A 16247-nucleotide genomic window follows, 5' to 3' on the forward strand; every position below is an offset into this window, starting at 1 on the left:
AAACCTTTGCCTTGCCATCGCGGCCATCCGCGATCGCCTCGTGCTCTTCTTCAGGAAAATTGCGGATGGATGCGCCACGTGTCCGAAAGGCACGCGCTCCGTCACTTTAATTGGCGCATATCCCTTCCGAAAACCAGCGTGCGCGCTAGCTGCTGTTGAATGTCGCCAGCATTTCGATCCTCCCAAAAGCTCTGGCTTGACATCAAATCAAAGTAACTTAATCTATTTAATGCAGCACGGAAATGAGGAGAGGTCAACTGACCGCCAGGCTGTATTCGTTCCAAATGGGGAGGAGACCCATCATGAAGAGCGCCACCGTCAGCGCATTTGCGCTGAGCACAATGTTATTTTCAGCATCCGTTTCATTTGCCCAGGAACTCGCTACCAAGGACAGGATCGGCTTGGCCGATGCCCCGAAATCCCTCGTCGTCCGTCTGACGAACGACAGTCCGAACAATGCGGATCCGGCGATCGCCGAGGGCTATCAGAAGCTCTTCGTCGATTTCATCAAGAAGCATCCCGACTGGAAACTGCAGATGCAGTTCATGTCGTCGGACATCGGCACCGAACAAGCCAAGATGCTGGAGCAGGCCAAGGCCGGCAATGCGCCCGATTGCGCCGCCGTCGATTCCTTCGTGCTTTCACAGTTCATGGTCAATCACGTGCTTGCGGACTTCACACCCTACTTCTCGAAGGAAGAAGTGGCTGACCTCTTCCCCTTCATCCGCAGCGGCATCACCGACAAAGACCAGACGGTCCGGGCATGGTGGTGGGACACGGACCTTCGGGTGCTCTACCGCAACAAGTCGATCGTCGCGGATGCGCCGCAGACATGGGACGACCTGAAAAAGGCCGCGCTCGCCTCCACCAAGGAAGGAATGGAAGGCGTGCTCTTCAATGGCGGGCGCTGGGAAGGGACGACGTTCGACTGGCTCGCAAATTATTGGGCGCTCGGCGGCAAGCTCGTCGACGACTCCGGCAAGCCGGTCTTCGGCGAAGGCGAGAACAAGGAGAAATTCCTCAAAGCGCTGAATTACTTCAAGGATCTCGTCGATTCCGGCGCAGCGCCCAAGCGCGTCAGCACGATCGCCAATTACGACGACATGAATGCTGCGGCCGCAGCGGCGACGACGGCGCTCTTCATCGGCGGCAACTGGCAATATGCGCAGTTGAAGACGACGCTCGACGCGGACGAATTCAAGAACTGGACCTTCTCGCCAATCCCCGGTCCCAGTGCCGATCAGCGCTCGACCGGCACCGGCGGCTGGACGATCGCCTCCTTCAGCAAGGACAAGGACAAGGTCGAGATGTGCGCCAACCTCGCACGCGAGGTCTATATGGGGCCGGCAAACGCGCTGCAGCAGCAGCTGCCGACCCGCAAATCGCTCTTCGACAAATATGAGGTGTTCTCCACGGAGGCCAACAAGACCTTCGCCGCGGCTCTGGTCGACGGCCAGGCACGCCCCGGTGTGCCGATCTATCCGGAGATCTCCAACCAGATCCAGATCATGATGGGCGACGTGCTCTCCGGGACCAAAAAGCCGGAGGACGCTTTGAATGCCGCCTTCAACGCGGCAATGGAGGCTTACAAGCGCCTGTAACCCCGCGCCAAGCAATCGTAACGCTTCAGACAGCGGCGACGCCTGCCCTTCAGGCGTCGCCGACTTTGCCAAACCCGGACAGAGAGCTAATGAGCCCCATTGCCATCGAGGCTGACAGCCCGCCTCAAAGCAGAACGTTCATGCGCCGTTTCGCCGGCGCGCCCTTGCCCTGGATCATGCCCGTGATCATCGTCATCGGCATTTTCTATCTTTATCCGGTCATCGACGTTTTCAGGCTGTCATTTACCAATGCGACGCTGATCGGCGACAATCAGCAATATACGCTGGGCTCGATCACCAATGCCTTGAGTTCGCCGCAGCTGCCCGACATTTTATGGGCGACGCTGATTTTCGTCGGCGGCAGCGTTATCGGCCAGCAAATTCTGGGCATTGCCGTTGCCGTCGTGGTTATCCGCGGCGAAAAACGCGGCCTGTTCGGCACCACGATCCTGAGAACGACGGCGCTGATCGCCTGGGTCGTCCCCGGCATTGCCGGCGGCATCATCTGGCAGATGCTGTTTTCCGAAGCGCCTTACGGCGCATTGAACAGCATTTTGCGGCTGATGCACATGCCTGTTGTCGCCTGGCTTTCCGATCCCGCAATCGCCCCATGGTCGACGCTGATCTCCAACATATGGCGCGGCACGGCCTTTTCGATGGTCGTCATGTATGCGGCGCTGAAGGCGATCGATCCCTCGCTCTACGAAGCCGCCGAGGTCGATGGCGCAACCGCATCGCAGCAGTTCTTCTTCATTACCCTGCCGCAGCTGCGCGCGGCGATCCTCGTCAATATGATCCTCATCACGATTCAGACGGTGAATACTTTCGATGCGATCATCACGCTGACCGGCGGTGGTCCGGGGCGCGCGACCGAGGTCATCTCGCTCTACGTTTTCAATATCGTCTTTAGAAACTACGATCTATCAGGCGGCAGCGTGCTCTCCGTGCTCATGCTGATCATCAGCCTCGGGCTTGCTTTCGTCTATGCGTCATTCCTACCGAAGGAGGAAGAGCAATGAGCGGACGGACCGGAACGCGGCTCGGCGATGCCTTCAGCTATCTCTTCATGCTGGTGATGTTCATCTTCTTCGCCGGCCCCCTCACCTATCTCCTGTCGATGGCGATGCGTGACAAGCGCGAGATCTATCGCGGCGCGGCGCGCTATATTCCCCAGAATCCCACCATCGACAATTTCATCACCGTTCTGAACAACAGCTATTTCCCGGTCTATCTCTGGAACGGTCTCAAGCTTGCGGCCTTGAGCGGCTTCGGCGTGCTGATCGTAGCACTGCCCGCGGCTTACGCCTTTTCCCGCTTTCAATTCCGCGGCAAGGGCCTGTCGATGATGGGTCTGCTGCTTTTCCAGATGATTTCGCCGCTTGTCATCATGGTGCCGCTCTACCGCTACATGAACCGCCTCGGAATGCTGGACACCCATTTTGCCGTCGTCATGGTCTATATCGCCCTCGGCGTTCCGCTGGCGACCTGGCTTTTAAAGAGCACCGTGGACGGCATTCCGCGCAGCCTCGACGAGGCCGCCATGATCGATGGCTGCAACAGGTTTTCGGTGTTCTGGCGTATTGTTCTGCCCTTGTCGGCGCCGGGCATCGCCTCGGTCTTCATCATCACGGTGATTGCCGGCTGGTCGCAATTCCTGGTGCCTTTCCTGCTACTCACCAAAAATGACCTGATGCCGATCGGCGTCGGAATCTTTAACTTCCGCGGCATGCAGACCGACTCGTCCATCCAGCTTCTCGCCGCCGCCTGCCTGATCTCGGTCGTTCCGGCGATCGTGGCCTTCCTGTCGCTCCAGAGGCTGATCCTCGGCGCAATGACCAGCGGCGCGGTGAAGGGATGAGGGACGGTCAATCTCCATGCGTGAGGAAGGATACGACCCCATGAACCAAACGCTCGGCGCCAGGCTTTCCCCGGATTTGACCGGCGCCAATGTCGAAGATGCAGGCGAGCACAACAGGGCCGTCGTCCTGCGCTGCATCCATCGCCAGGCACCGATTTCACGCGCCGAAATCGCTCGGCAGACGGGTTTTACCAAACCGGCAATCGCCCGCATCGTCGATCGTTTGCTGGATGAGGGCCTGATCATGGAAGCCCGTCGGCGGCATGGGCTGAGAGGGCAGCCGGCGATTGAACTGGAGATCAATCCGGACGCCTGTTTTGCGATCGGCATCAATATCGATCGCGATCATCTGACAGTCCTGGCCGTCGATGCCGTCGGCAATGTCCGTGCCCGCGTGCATCATGAAAAGCGCTTCATCCTGCCGGTAGAATTCCTGCAGCTGACATCAGATGCGATTTCGCATTTCCAGCGCAGCCGGCTGATCGACGACGCGCGCCTGGCCGGCATCGGTCTGGCGATGCCGGATTGGCTTGGGGAGATTTCGCTGCTCGGTAAGCCCAAGGCCTATCAGGAATGGACGGCATTCGATGTGCGCGCGGCACTGGAAAACCTGACACAGCATCCTGTCTTCATCGAAAATGAAGCCAATGCCGCAGCCCTTGCCGAGCTCGATTATGGACTGGGGGCCGAAAGCAGCAGCTTCTTCTACATCGCCATCAATGCCTGCCCCGGCGGAGGTCTCGTGCTTGACGGCAACGGTCATCGCGGCGCCATGGGCCTCAGCGGCGAGATTGGCTGGCTTCCAATTGCCGACGGCAGAGACGAAAAGAGCCAAAAGGTCCAGCTTCTCGGCGAGATATTTTCGCTGTTTTCCCTTTACGATTTTCTTGCGCGGCACGCCGTCGAGGTGAGTGTTCCGCACGACCTCCTGAGCCTGGATGCGCATGGCAGGCGCCTGGTTTCGCAGTGGCTGAAGGAAATGAGCGCGCACCTGGCCGTCGCCGTCAAGCATATCGGCATGATCGTCGATCCCGACGCCGTCCTCGTCGGCGGCAGACTGCCGATCCGCATCGTCGACGAGTTGCTGCGTTATGTGCACGAGCATCTCGACCCCGAGGATACCAACCTGCCCTCGCTTCATCGCGCCTCGCTCGGCGAGGATGCCTCGGCGATGGGGGCGGCGGCCATGCCGATGGCGGCAGCACTGATGCTCGCATCGGCCGACGCGGCTCAACGCACCCGGTCGCCGCTCAAAAACATGGATCGCCTGAACAGCTGAAAACGGCCGGCACGGCCCCAGGCATTTGGTGAAGATGGGAGGATTTTGGTGAAGATCGGCTTTTACACCTCGACATTCAATGATCGCCCACTGGAGGAAGTGGTGGATTTCGCCGCATTGGCGGGGTTCGATGCCATCGAAATCGATGTCGGCGGCCATATCAAAACGCCCGACCGGGTTGAGGCCGCCGTCGCCCTCGCCCGCAGCCGCGGCCTCTTCGTCTCCTCGATCACCTATTTCGGCAATCAGCTCGACGCCGACCGCGACAAGCGCCGGGAGCTTCGGGCGAAAACCGCCGATTTTGCCAAGGCAATCGGTGAGGCCGGCGTCCCGATCTTCGTGATTTTTCCCGGCCGCGACGACAGCGCCAGCGAAGACGCCAATTATGACGACTTCGCCGAATTCGCAATCAGGCTGATCGGAGAGACGCAATCCGCCGGCCTGACCTTCGCGATCGAAAACTGGCCGGGTCCGAAGGACAATTTCATCGGCACGACGCCGAGAGGATGGCAGGAGCTTTTTCGGCGAATCTCGGATCCTCGCTTCGGCTTGGAATTCGACCCGTCGCATCTCATCCGCATCGGCGTCGATCCTTATCAGGCGATGGAAGCAGTGAAGGATCGCATCGCCATCCTGCACGCCAAGGATACGGCGATCGATAAAGATGTGCTGGAGGCTGTGGGGTATCACGGCAAGGGCTGGTGGCAATACAAGCTGCCGGGTCTCGGCCTCATCGACTGGCCGCGCTTTCTGCGCCAGGCGCGTGGGGCCGGCTTCGACGGCACGCTGTCGATCGAGCACGAGGACGCCGCCTATGGCTGGCCCGGCAAGGATTTGTCGGCGCGTAAGGAGGGCGAGCGTCTCGGCCTCGATTATCTCAGAAATGTCTTGAGCAGGCTTTGATAGCGATTTCAGGAGGACTGCAATGGCCCATGTTTCGGTCAACAATGCACGCAAGGATTACGGCGCTTTCAAAGCCATTAAAGGCGTATCGGTCGACATCGGCGACGGCGAGTTCGTCGTTCTGGTCGGCCCCTCGGGCTGCGGAAAATCCACGTTGCTCAGGATGATCGCCGGCCTGGAAGGCATCACCTCAGGGCAGATCCAGATCGGCAGGCATATCGTCAACGAGCTTGCGCCCAAGGATCGGGACATCGCCATGGTGTTTCAGAATTACGCGCTCTATCCGCACATGACCGTTGCAAAGAATATGGGTTTTTCGCTGCGGCTGAAACGAATGCCGAAGACGGAGATCGATCAGCGGGTCGGCAATGCCGCCAAGATCCTCGGCCTGGAAAGTCTGCTGGAGAGATATCCGAAACAGCTGTCGGGCGGCCAGAGGCAGCGTGTCGCCATGGGCCGGGCGATCGTGCGCGACCCGGCCGTCTTCCTCTTCGACGAGCCGTTGTCGAACCTCGACGCCAAGCTCAGAGTACAGATGCGCTCAGAGATCAAGGAACTGCATCAACGGCTGCAGACGACCACCATCTACGTCACCCACGACCAGATCGAAGCCATGACCATGGCCGACAAGATCGTCGTGATGAAGGACGGAGTGATCGAACAGTCAGGCTCGCCGCTGGAATTGTACGACCGCCCCAACAACCTTTTCGTTGCTGGCTTTATCGGCTCACCCGCGATGAATTTCATCAGCGGCAACATGACGCAAGACGGGTTCCGAACCGCCGACGGGCTGCTGCTGCCGAGCGAGCGCCGCCCGGATGATGCCGTGACTTATGGCATCCGTCCCGAGCATATTTTGCTGGATTCCAACGGCATCGAAGTGACGACCGTCGTCGTGGAGCCTACGGGTTCGGAAACGCTGGTTATCGTCCGGTTAGGAACGCAGACGCTCACCTGCGTCTTCCGGGAGCGGATCAGGGCGGCCCCCGGCGAGGTGCTGAGGGTTGCTCCGGTCCCTGATGCCGTTCACCTGTTTGCCGCCGGCGAGCAACGCATCACATCAGGCGAAACCCCGGTGAATTAAGCCGGCCGATTGCCCCTCCCCTTCGGCCGGGTGTCGGCCGGGGGCGCGTTTTCCGCGCCCCCGGCCGCGAAAACTCTTAAGTCTTCAGGCACTACAGCGCAAAGGACGCTGTAACTTGGAATTGCTGCAGCACCGGCCAAGTGCTTGAACCAACGCCGAAAAGGTTAATATGCGTTAACCTTAAAATTCTTGGCTGGCATCGGAGAATCGCGGATAATAACGGTTAGAAGGGCTTTTGGTCCCGAAAATCGTTATCCGAGAGATTGCTGCCAATGAACGCTAGTTTGATGCCTTTGAACAAGGCGCCGTTGCAATTCGAGGATCAGATCCTCGAACATGGCGACGTGATTTCAAAGAAGCTGCATCTGCTCAGCGTGCAGCGCTTTCCGCCCAATGCGAAGAAAACGCTGCGCAACTTCTCCCTGGCGGAGGTCGCGAATTTCGTCGGTGCCTCGCAAAGCACGCTGAAGAAACTCCATCTCGAAGGCAAAGGCCCCTGCCCGCAGACGTCGCCCTCCGGACGCCGCTCCTACACCGCCGAGCAGATGCTGGAACTGAGACGATATCTCGATGTCCACGGCCGCTCCGAAAGCCGCATGTATGTTCCCCATCGCCGCGGCAATGAGAAGCTGCAGGTGCTGGCCGTCGTCAATTTCAAAGGCGGCTCCGGCAAGACGACGACGGCCGCCCATCTTGCCCAGCATCTTGCGCTGACCGGCCACCGCGTGCTTGCCGTCGATCTCGATCCGCAGGCATCGCTCTCGTCCCTGCATGGGTTCCAGCCGGAGTTCGACCAGGCCGCATCCATCTACGAAGCGATCCGCTACGACGGCGAGAAGAAGTCGCTCGCCGACATCATCCACAGGACGAATTTTCCCGGCCTCGATATCGTGCCGGCCAATCTCGATCTGCAGGAATACGAATACGACACGCCGCTCGCCATGGCCGACAAATCGACCAATGAGGGCAAGACGTTTTTCACCCGCATCTCGCGCGCCCTTGCCGAAGTCGACGATCGCTACGATGTCGTCGTCATCGATTGCCCCCCACAGCTCGGTTACCTCACCTTGACGGCGCTGACGGCGGCAACAAGCGTGCTGATCACCATCCATCCGCAGATGCTCGACGTCATGTCGATGGGCCAGTTCCTGCTGATGCTCGGCGGCATCCTGAAGCCGATCCGCGCGGCCGGCGCCGAAGTGAACCTCTCCTGGTACCGCTATCTGATCACCCGCTACGAGCCGACCGACGTGCCGCAGGCGCAAATGGTCGGCTTCATGTCGACGATGTTCCACGAGTTCATGCTCCGGAACCAGATGGTCAAATCGACGGCGATCTCGGATGCCGGGATCACCAAGCAGACGCTCTACGAGGTCGAGCGTTCGTCGATGAACCGGGGAACCTACGATCGGGCGCTGGAGGCGATGGGCTCGGTCAACGCAGAGATTGCCGATCTCATTCACCAGGCATGGGGGCGATGAACTTGTCGGCTGACAAATTCATCGTTTCCTTAAACCGAATCAATTGATTGACCGCAATCGGGGGACGTGATGGCACGAAAGAATCTTCTGGAAGGGCTGGGCGACATGCCTGACGAGGGCGCAGGCGCGCCGAACTATCCGATGCGCGGGGCAGGCCGGTCGCTTGTCCGCTCGCTGGATGAACTGGCCAAACAGGCGGAGAAGTTCCTGGAGGGCGAGGCGGTCGTCGATCTCGACCCGGATGTCGTCGATGTCTCCTTCGTCAAGGACCGCCTGTCCGAGGACGACGAGGAATTCCGCGCGCTGGTCGAAGCGATCCGCGCCCGCGGGCAGGATACGCCGATCCTGGTGCGTCCCCATGGCAAGATCGACGGACGCTATCAGGTTGTCTTCGGCCATCGGCGCCTGCGCGCGGCCCGCCAACTCGGCCGCAATGTCAGGGCCGTCGTCAAGGCGATCGACGATCGGACCCATGTCATCGCCCAAGGGCAGGAGAATTCGGCCCGGGCCAACCTTACCTTCATCGAGCGCGCCCTCTTTGCCAGCCGGCTGGAGGAGCTTGGCTACGACAGGGAGGTCATCTCGACCGCACTCGCCGCCAATGCGGCGTCGATTTCGAAGATGATAACGGTAATGGATCGCATCTCGCCGGAGGTCGTCCAGGCGATCGGCGCGGCGCCCGGCATCGGCCGTGAACGCTGGGTGGAGCTTTCGCTGCTCGCCGGCAAGTCGGCCAATGCGGCCGATATCGCCAAGATCCTGGAAGACGACGATTTTCTTGGATCGCCCTCCGACAAACGTTTCGAAGCGCTCTACACGGCGCTGAACAAAAGCGCCCGGCCGGTGAAGAAAACCCAAGCCGCGGCAGGCAAGGTCAAATGGCAGCCGCGGGACAAGGCAGTTCAGGCAGAAATGAAGAATGACGGCAAGGCATTTTCGCTTTCGATGAAAGCCAGGAATGCCGGCCGCTTCGGAAAATTTCTCTCCAGCAGGCTGGATGTGCTCTATGAGCAATTCCTCGCCGAGGAGAGCAATCAAGGAGACTGAAACCGCAAAAGAAAAAGGCCCCCAAACGACCAGGTCGTGGAAGCCCTTCTCCTATCCTTAAGCAAGACAGAGAATCGCATTTTCACGAATCCCAGTCAAGAGTCCTGCAGCGCCGCCCGTGTCTTTTTCAGACACGCAAGGAACGCTGTAGCGCTTTGAAGCTACGCGCCGTTTGGTGAGCGGATTTCTTTTGCCTGATGAAAGGTGAAGGAAATGGAGAGTGAATGTGTGACGACGCCCTTCGGGCGGCGGCCAATGTCGCTTGCCATGCTGCTGAAACAGCGGCGAGGCGAAGCGATCGAGCCCGGGACGAGACGCAACAAGTGGAAACTGTTCAGATCTGTCTGCGAGGCCCGCGCGCGTCTCGGCGTGAGCGACCGCGCGCTGACGGTGCTCGATGCCCTGCTGACATTTTTTCCCGACGACGAGCTGTCCGGTGGGAAAGGACTGGTCGTCTTTCCCTCGAACGCGCAACTTTGCCTCAGGGCACGCGGCATGGCCGCCGCGACATTGCGCCGGCATCTCGCAGGTCTCGTTGAAGCCGGCCTCATCTCCCGCAAGGACAGCCCGAACGGCAAGCGCTATATCAGGCGCCACAGGGAAGGCGGGCTCGACGAGGCCTATGGCTTCAGCCTGGCGCCGCTTCTTGCCCGCGCCACCGAGATCGAAACGATCGCCGCCCGCATCGCCGCTGACCGACAGATGCTGCGCGCAATGAAGGAGCGGCTGACGATCTGCCGGCGCGATATCGCCAAGCTCGTTTCCGCAGCCGTCGCGGAAGCGGTTCCCGGTGACTGGGAGCGCACCTCTTCGATGTTCCAGGCGCTCCTGCAGCGCATTCCGAGGGCAGCAACGCCCGAAAACCTCTCGCCGGTCCTCGAAGAGCTCGAGACGGCGCGCCGAAACATCATCAACACATTGGAATCGCACGATAAAATACAGATAGCGAGCACCAATGAATCCCAGATTGAGCGCCACATACAGAATTCGAACCCTGAATCCACATCTGAATCTGAACCGGGCTTGGAAACGGGGCAGAAGGCGAACCGAGATTGCGAGCCGAGGGCAGGGCTGGAAAGGTGCGAACCCAGAATGGTGGGGAAGGACGGGGAGGGATCGCGGGCCATCGCCCGGACGAATGCTGCGGGATTGAAATCTTTCCCGCTCGGCATGGTTCTGCAGGCCTGCCCTGACATTGTCGACTATGGGCCAGGCGCCGCGATCGCCAGTTGGCGGGACCTGATGATGGCGGCGGTCGTCGTGCGCTCGATGCTGGGCGTCGGCCCGTCGGCCTATGAGGAAGCGGCGAAGGTGATGGGACCGGAGAACACCGCCGCCGTCATGGCCTGCATTCTGCAGCGGGGAGAGAGCATCAACTCCGCCGGCGGTTATCTCAGGGACCTGACGCGACGCGCCGAACGCGGCGAATTCGCGCTCGGTCCGGTGCTGATGGCGCAGTTGCGCACGAGGGGCTCATCTCCCTCGCACCCCGCTCAGGCAGCATTGCGATAGGCCCGCGTGCCGGACGCCGCCCTGCCCAGTTCGAACTGGGTAACCAGCTCGCGCAGGCGCTCGGCCTCGCCGGCAAGCGTGACGCTGGCGGCTGTGGTTTCCTCCACCATTGCGGCGTTTTGCTGGGTCACCTGGTCGAGCTGGTGCATGGCCGCATTGACTTCCGACAGGTTGGTAGACTGTTCGCGCGCCGCGCCTGCCAGTGCTTCCATGAACCGATTGATATCGACGATGAAGCGGCCGATATCACCAAGTGCTGCGCCGGTCTGGTTGACCAGTTCGACGCCGGTGGTGACCTTGGCGGACGACCGCCCGATAAGGTCCTTGATCTCCTTGGCGGCCTGGGCCGAGCGCTGTGCGAGTTCGCGCACCTCCTGGGCGACAACGGCAAAACCCTTGCCGGCCTCGCCGGCCCGGGCAGCCTCGACACCAGCATTGAGCGCCAAGAGGTTGGTTTGGAAGGCAATCTGGTCGATGACGCTGATGATGTTGTTGATCTGCTTGGACGATTCCTCGATCTGCCCCATGGCATCGACTGTCTGGGCCACGACCTTGCCCGAGCCTACGGCGCTGCGATTGGCACTGTCGGCGACACCGCGGGCCTCTTCGGCGATCTTGGAGGCTTCGTTGACCTTGGCAGTCACGGCGCTGAGCGCCGCGGCGGTCTGTTCGAGCGTCGCCGCCTGCCGCTCGGTGCGGCCGGAGAGTTCGTTGGAGCCGTTGCTGATCTCGCGAGTGCCGGAATTGATGATCGATACGCTTTCGGAAACGGAAAGGAGCGTGCCGCCGAGCTGCTCGACGGAGGCGTTGAAATCATTTCGGAGGGGCTCGAATTCCGGCGCGAACCGGTCCAAGAGCTTGAAGGCGAGATCGCCCTCCGCGAGCCGCTTCAGCCCGGCCGCGAGACCCGACGTGGCAACCGTCAGCCGCTCGGCCGCGCTCGCCTCCGCCTGCTCCTGGTCAGCCAGCCGGTTTGCTTCCGCCAGCCGCCGGTTTTCCGCGGCTTCGCCTTCGAGCCGGGTGCGGGCGATGGCGTTCTGGCGGAAGACTTCCACCGAGCCCGCCATCAGGCCGATCTCGTCGCGGCGCCCCGCATAGGGGATCGCCTTGTCCGTCTCGCCGCTCGCGAGCTCCTGCATGGAGTGCGTGATGCGCTGGATCGGGCGCGACACGTGCCGGGCGATGGCGATCAGTATGCCGAGACCGATGATGGCGGCAAGGCCCGCCAAGGCCAATTCGATTTCGATCTTCGTCTCCAACGCGCTGCCGGCGTCAGCCACACTCTCCGTCGCAATCTGATCGACGATGGCATTGACGGCGGCAATTCCGGTCAGGATCGCCTGCTGCGAACGCGCCAGCTTTTCGGCCGTCGGGACCTCTTCCGCCTGCTGCAGTCCAAGGCTGATCCTGACATTCTTATCCCAGACCTCATGCGCCTGGCGGAGCGATCGTACCCCCTCGGTCAGCGAAGCGGCGAGATCGATGCGGCCAAGCTCATCGAGCGATTGCGAGAGCACGCTGTCGGTCGCGTCAAACTCGGCCTTGACCTCGGTCGCCGGCACGAAGTTCGTCATCGACAGCACCCGCTCGACCACCGATGTGGCTTGCCGGAACTGCTGTTCGATATGAGCGGAGGCCAGCTTGGCGTTCACCGCCTCCTGCACCACCGCGGCGACCCGGGTCTGGCCGGTGACCGCCTGGTAGCCGATCAGGAATGCGCTGCCGAAGCCGACGACGATCGTTGCCACCATCGGCACGAGAATCTGCATGCGTATCGAGAGTTTCATTGCCTGCACCTCAGTTCGGCAGCGTCGGCAAGGGGATGTCTTGCTTTTCCGCGGTCAAAGTTCCCAGAAAGGCGATCAAATCTTTGCTCTCCTCTTCCGTCAGCAGGAAGGGCGACATCGCCGGATCGAGCGACGGACGGCTGACGCCGCCGCTTTCATAATGGGCGATCACCTCGTCCATGCTCTTCAGGCTTCCGTCATGCACATAGGGACCACGGTAGAGCGTGTTGCGCAGGCCGGGTGTCTTGAAGGCGTATTTATTGTTCGGGCTGCTCGCGTCGATCTTGTAGCGGCCGATATCGTCGCCTGGCAGACCGATGTCATGGAATTTGTTGTCGGTGAAATTCCAGCCCGTGTGGCAGGAGGAACAGCCCACAGTGCCGGTGAACAACTCAAAGCCCCGCTTGGCGCTGTCCGAAACCGCCTTCTCGTCGCCATCCACCCAGCGATCGAACGGCGACCAGTTGGAAACCACCGTCCGCTCATATGTGGCGATCGCCGTCAGCAGGGTCTCCTTGCTGATGCCCTTGTCGGGAAACACCTCACCGAACCAGTTCTTGTAATCGGGTATGCCCTGCATTTCGATCACGGCGTCGTCGAGCTTTCCGTTCATTTCGGCGGCAGCGGTGATCGGACCTGCCGCCTGCTGCTCCAGGTTCGGCGCGCGCCCGTCCCAGAAGAAGGGCGACACCCAGGCAACGTTCAGAACCGTCGGCGCCTGGCGCGCCAACGGGGTATTGGCGGCGCCGATCGGCGTCGTCACCGGCGTCTCGAAGCCGAAGGAAGGATTATGACAGCTGGCGCAGGTCATGTTCTTGTTGCCGGAAAGCCGGGGATCGAAGAACAGCATCTTGCCGAGCGTCGCCAATTGCGGGGAATAGGCCGTCACCCCCTCGAAAGGGACCGTCAGCGGTCTTTTATAGGCGGAAAGATCCGCGGCCGCGCTGGGCTGGACTGCGGCCAATGCGAAGAGGGAAGCTGCAATCAGGAGACGCGTCATTCTAGCAGGTCCGGAGAACGTTTCTGGCTGATGCTAAAATTAGCGCAATTGCATTAATGGTATGTAAAGCAAAATATATTTGAGGCCGACGTGAAGATTTTGCCAGCCAGCATTGCAATGCGGATATTTATCCCAGCGAAATACAATACCAGGTCTACTTATATCGATGTTGCGGATGCACGAACGACTTAAAGGAAGCCGGATATGGGCAAACCCAATGTCATCCTGCTCTGGCCGACGCGCCCTTCTTGCCGAGAAGAGCTGCGCGGATCTGTTCGCTCTTGCTCAGCAGGGGAAGGGGAACCGGTACTGGCGCTTCGGGCGCTTCGGCCTTGCCGGTGCTCTGCTTGAGACTCAGGAAGCGTTTTTGCGCGACCAGCCGGTCTTCGGGCGTCATTGGTTCGACGGGTTCGCCCTCGAGGCCGTGGCGCATGGAATCGGGCTGGGCGCTTGCAAAATAGTAGCGCCGGCAGTGAACATAGGCGGCGGTCGCCCGACGCAGCGTCGTCACGCCGGCTTCGGGCTTCAGCAGCGGACGCAGTTCGTTGAAAAGGCCGACGGCAAAGGGAAGGATCGGATCTCCTGCTTTGGCCGGAAGGACGGCGACCGACCGGATCAACAGCATGTTGATCGCGGTTGCCTTCTCAACGTCGAGCTCGGTTGCCGCAATCGGTCCGCGGCTGATCTTCCAGGGCTTGTCCATGCGTCCTCCATATAACGTCCATAGCGACCGACTATGATGGTATTTTGACGAAAAGGGCGAGTAACGGACGTGGCACATCGTCGGTCCGGCTGCAAGCCGCACTGAAGCGGTGCGGCAGCCCTGTGGCGAAATGCCGTTTCCTGGGTTGATGTCGCTCGGTGTTTTCGGAATGCCGTTTCATCTAATCGTTTTTATCGAGCAATATGCATTGACCTCCAGCATCGATTACAGTCCTTATCCGCGCCCAAGATAGAGTGACCGGCCGCGGGGAGGATGTATGCGGGTTTTCTCGAGTATTGACGAGCTGCGCCACACGCTGGATGCGCTGAAGCGGCAGGGGAGGACTGTCGGCCTCGTTCCGACGATGGGCTATCTTCATGCCGGTCATATGGAACTCGTCTCGCGCGCGCGCGCCGAGAACGACATCGTCGTCGTCTCGATTTTCGTCAATCCGCTGCAGTTCGGCCCGGCCGAAGACCTGAGCAAATATCCGCGCGATCCGGAACGCGACGCAGCCATGCTGAAGCAGGTCGGGGTCAATTTCCTTTTTTCGCCCGACGTCGAGGATATGTATCCCCAGCCGATGCTGACCGTCGTCGACGTTCCCGATCTCGGACACGAGCTCGAAGGGGCGGTCAGGCCTGGGCACTTTGCCGGTGTCGCCACCGTCGTCAACAAGCTCTTCAACATCGTGCAGCCGCAGACCGCCTATTTCGGAGAAAAGGACTATCAGCAGGTCGTCATCATCAAGCGCATGGTGGATGATCTGGCCGTGCCGGTGCGGGTGATATCGGTGCCGACGGTTCGGGACGGCGACGGCCTCGCATTGTCGTCGCGCAACGTCTATCTCAGCGAGGCGGAGCGGCGTGCCGCGGTGATCGTGCCTCAGACCCTCGACGAAGCGGAGCGTCTCATCGCCGGCGGCCTGACGGATCCAGCTGAACTCGAGAAAAAGCTCAAGGCGTTTCTCGGTCGAGAGCCTCTGGCAAAGCCCGAGGTCGTTGCCGTCAGGGATGCTTCGACGCTGCAGCCGGTCGCGTCGATCACAGAACCCGTCGTCGTGGCGCTCTTCGTTCGGCTCGGCACGACACGGCTTCTCGACAACCGGGTCCTCGGGGGTAACAGAGTGATCGGCGGGCGGGGCTTGCCGGGAAAGGGAGTGACCAGATGAGTGCGGCCGGAATTCAAAAGCGCCTTACGCCAGCCCGCATTTTAGCAATGAAGGGCGGCAAACCGATCGTCTGCCTCACCGCCTATACGACGCCGATGGCGCGGCTGCTCGATGAGCATTGCGATTTGCTCCTGGTCGGGGATTCGCTCGGCATGGTGCTCTACGGCATGGAGAACACCATTGGCGTCACGCTCGACATGATGATCGCACATGGCAAGGCGGTGATGCGCGGCGTCGGCAAGGCTTGCGTCGTCGTCGACATGCCGTTCGGCAGTTATCAGGAATCGAAAGAGGTTGCCTTCCGCAACGCCGTCCGCATCCTGCAGGAAACTGGCTGTGATGCCGTCAAGCTGGAGGGGGGCGAAGAGATGGCCGAGACCATCGCCTTTCTGACGAAGCGAGGGGTCCCGGTGATGGGGCATATCGGCCTGATGCCGCAGCAGATTAATACCGCAGGCGGTTATCGTTCCGTCGGCCATTCCGAACACGAGACGTCGAAGATCCGGCGTGACGCGCACGCCATCGGCGGCTCGGGCGCCTTTGCCGTTGTCATCGAGGGCACGGTGGAACCGCTCGCCCGAGAGGTGACTTCAGCCATGCACATCCCGAGCATCGGTATCGGCGCCTCCTCAGCCTGCGACGGCCAGGTTCTGGTCTCTGACGACATTCTCGGGCTCTTCAACGATTTCACGCCGCGTTTCGTCAAACGCTACGACGAGCTCGGCAAGCGGGTCACCGAGGCTGCCGCCGCCTATGCCGCCGAGGTGCGATCGCGAAAGTTTCCGGCAGCAGAGCACACGTTCAAGCGGCGATCCTGAGGA

Annotated in this window: 14 protein-coding genes; 11 read left to right on the top strand and 3 right to left on the bottom strand. The window is 60.7% G+C overall.

What is annotated here, in order from left to right; genetic code table 11:
• Positions 1-302 precede the first annotated feature (302 nt).
• The 9 genes from HJB82_RS00235 to repC all read left to right on the top strand — a co-directional run bounded on the left by HJB82_RS00235 (position 303) and on the right by repC (position 10765).
• Entirely contained in the window at positions 303-1601 is a 1299-nt protein-coding gene (locus tag HJB82_RS00235; protein WP_221116882.1) for an ABC transporter substrate-binding protein, read from the top strand.
• Between the two features lie 89 nt (positions 1602-1690).
• Complete coding sequence (locus tag HJB82_RS00240) at positions 1691-2620, top strand: carbohydrate ABC transporter permease (protein ID WP_207585136.1); 930 nt, start codon at positions 1691-1693, stop codon at positions 2618-2620.
• On the top strand, positions 2617-3459 hold the full coding sequence (locus tag HJB82_RS00245; protein ID WP_007635896.1) for a carbohydrate ABC transporter permease: 843 nt from the start codon (positions 2617-2619) through the stop codon (positions 3457-3459). Before HJB82_RS00240 ends, HJB82_RS00245 begins: the two co-directional genes overlap by 4 nt.
• A 40-nt stretch (positions 3460-3499) precedes the next feature.
• Positions 3500-4738 carry an ROK family transcriptional regulator gene (locus HJB82_RS00250; RefSeq protein ID WP_221116881.1) on the top strand — a complete coding sequence of 413 codons (1239 nt, stop codon included), beginning with the start codon at positions 3500-3502 and terminating at the stop codon, positions 4736-4738.
• Between the two features lie 48 nt (positions 4739-4786).
• Positions 4787-5641 carry a sugar phosphate isomerase/epimerase gene (locus HJB82_RS00255; protein WP_221116880.1) on the top strand — a complete coding sequence of 285 codons (855 nt, stop codon included), beginning with the start codon at positions 4787-4789 and terminating at the stop codon, positions 5639-5641.
• Between the two features lie 22 nt (positions 5642-5663).
• Positions 5664-6725, top strand: coding sequence for an ABC transporter ATP-binding protein (locus HJB82_RS00260; protein WP_221116879.1), 1062 nt, complete (start codon positions 5664-5666; stop codon positions 6723-6725).
• 272 nt (positions 6726-6997) lie between these two features.
• Positions 6998-8206: a plasmid partitioning protein RepA gene (gene repA, locus HJB82_RS00265; protein WP_221116878.1), complete on the top strand. Its 1209-nt coding sequence runs from the start codon at positions 6998-7000 to the stop codon at positions 8204-8206.
• Positions 8207-8275: 69 nt separating this feature from the next.
• On the top strand, positions 8276-9253 hold the full coding sequence (gene repB, locus HJB82_RS00270) for a plasmid partitioning protein RepB (RefSeq protein WP_221131316.1): 978 nt from the start codon (positions 8276-8278) through the stop codon (positions 9251-9253).
• A 213-nt stretch (positions 9254-9466) separates the two neighbouring features.
• Positions 9467-10765, top strand: a complete 1299-nt coding sequence (gene repC, locus HJB82_RS00275) for a plasmid replication protein RepC (RefSeq protein ID WP_221116876.1) — start codon at positions 9467-9469, stop codon at positions 10763-10765.
• Here repC and HJB82_RS00280 read toward each other — a convergent pair.
• The 3 genes from HJB82_RS00280 to HJB82_RS00290 all read right to left on the bottom strand — a co-directional run bounded on the left by HJB82_RS00280 (position 10747) and on the right by HJB82_RS00290 (position 14255).
• Entirely contained in the window at positions 10747-12552 is a 1806-nt protein-coding gene (locus tag HJB82_RS00280; protein ID WP_221131317.1) for a methyl-accepting chemotaxis protein, read from the bottom strand. The genes repC and HJB82_RS00280 overlap by 19 nt on opposite strands.
• Positions 12553-12562: 10 nt before the next feature.
• A complete protein-coding gene (locus HJB82_RS00285) occupies positions 12563-13552 on the bottom strand; it encodes a cytochrome-c peroxidase (protein WP_221139383.1) in 990 nt (329 codons plus the stop codon).
• A gap of 220 nt (positions 13553-13772) precedes the next feature.
• On the bottom strand, positions 13773-14255 hold the full coding sequence (locus HJB82_RS00290) for a ProQ/FINO family protein (RefSeq protein ID WP_207585127.1): 483 nt from the start codon (positions 14253-14255) through the stop codon (positions 13773-13775).
• 277 nt (positions 14256-14532) lie between these two features.
• Here HJB82_RS00290 and panC point away from each other — a divergent pair, with 277 nt between their 5' ends.
• Positions 14533-15426 (top strand): pantoate--beta-alanine ligase, encoded by an 894-nt coding sequence (gene panC / locus HJB82_RS00295; RefSeq protein WP_207585126.1) that lies wholly within the window; start codon positions 14533-14535, stop codon positions 15424-15426.
• On the top strand, positions 15423-16244 hold the full coding sequence (gene panB, locus HJB82_RS00300) for a 3-methyl-2-oxobutanoate hydroxymethyltransferase (RefSeq protein ID WP_207585125.1): 822 nt from the start codon (positions 15423-15425) through the stop codon (positions 16242-16244). Before panC ends, panB begins: the two co-directional genes overlap by 4 nt.
• The last annotated feature ends 3 nt before the right edge of the window (positions 16245-16247 follow it).

This window comes from Rhizobium sp. NZLR10 (assembly GCF_019685125.1).
Lineage (GTDB): Bacteria > Pseudomonadota > Alphaproteobacteria > Rhizobiales > Rhizobiaceae > Rhizobium.

Bases quoted from the DNA above. Each gene is read 5' to 3' on its own strand.
- panB (WP_207585125.1), top strand. From the start codon at position 15,423: ATGAGTGCGGCCGGAATTCAAAAGCGCCTTACGCCAGCCCGCATTTTA.
- repB (WP_221131316.1), top strand. From the start codon at position 8,276: ATGGCACGAAAGAATCTTCTGGAAGGGCTGGGCGACATGCCTGACGAG.
- HJB82_RS00235 (WP_221116882.1), top strand. From the start codon at position 303: ATGAAGAGCGCCACCGTCAGCGCATTTGCGCTGAGCACAATGTTATTT.
- HJB82_RS00280 (WP_221131317.1), bottom strand. From the start codon at position 12,552: ATGAAACTCTCGATACGCATGCAGATTCTCGTGCCGATGGTGGCAACG.
- HJB82_RS00290 (WP_207585127.1), bottom strand. From the start codon at position 14,255: ATGGACAAGCCCTGGAAGATCAGCCGCGGACCGATTGCGGCAACCGAG.
- HJB82_RS00285 (WP_221139383.1), bottom strand. From the start codon at position 13,552: ATGACGCGTCTCCTGATTGCAGCTTCCCTCTTCGCATTGGCCGCAGTC.
- panC (WP_207585126.1), top strand. From the start codon at position 14,533: ATGCGGGTTTTCTCGAGTATTGACGAGCTGCGCCACACGCTGGATGCG.
- repA (WP_221116878.1), top strand. From the start codon at position 6,998: ATGAACGCTAGTTTGATGCCTTTGAACAAGGCGCCGTTGCAATTCGAG.
- HJB82_RS00245 (WP_007635896.1), top strand. From the start codon at position 2,617: ATGAGCGGACGGACCGGAACGCGGCTCGGCGATGCCTTCAGCTATCTC.
- HJB82_RS00250 (WP_221116881.1), top strand. From the start codon at position 3,500: ATGAACCAAACGCTCGGCGCCAGGCTTTCCCCGGATTTGACCGGCGCC.
- HJB82_RS00240 (WP_207585136.1), top strand. From the start codon at position 1,691: ATGAGCCCCATTGCCATCGAGGCTGACAGCCCGCCTCAAAGCAGAACG.
- repC (WP_221116876.1), top strand. From the start codon at position 9,467: ATGGAGAGTGAATGTGTGACGACGCCCTTCGGGCGGCGGCCAATGTCG.
- HJB82_RS00260 (WP_221116879.1), top strand. From the start codon at position 5,664: ATGGCCCATGTTTCGGTCAACAATGCACGCAAGGATTACGGCGCTTTC.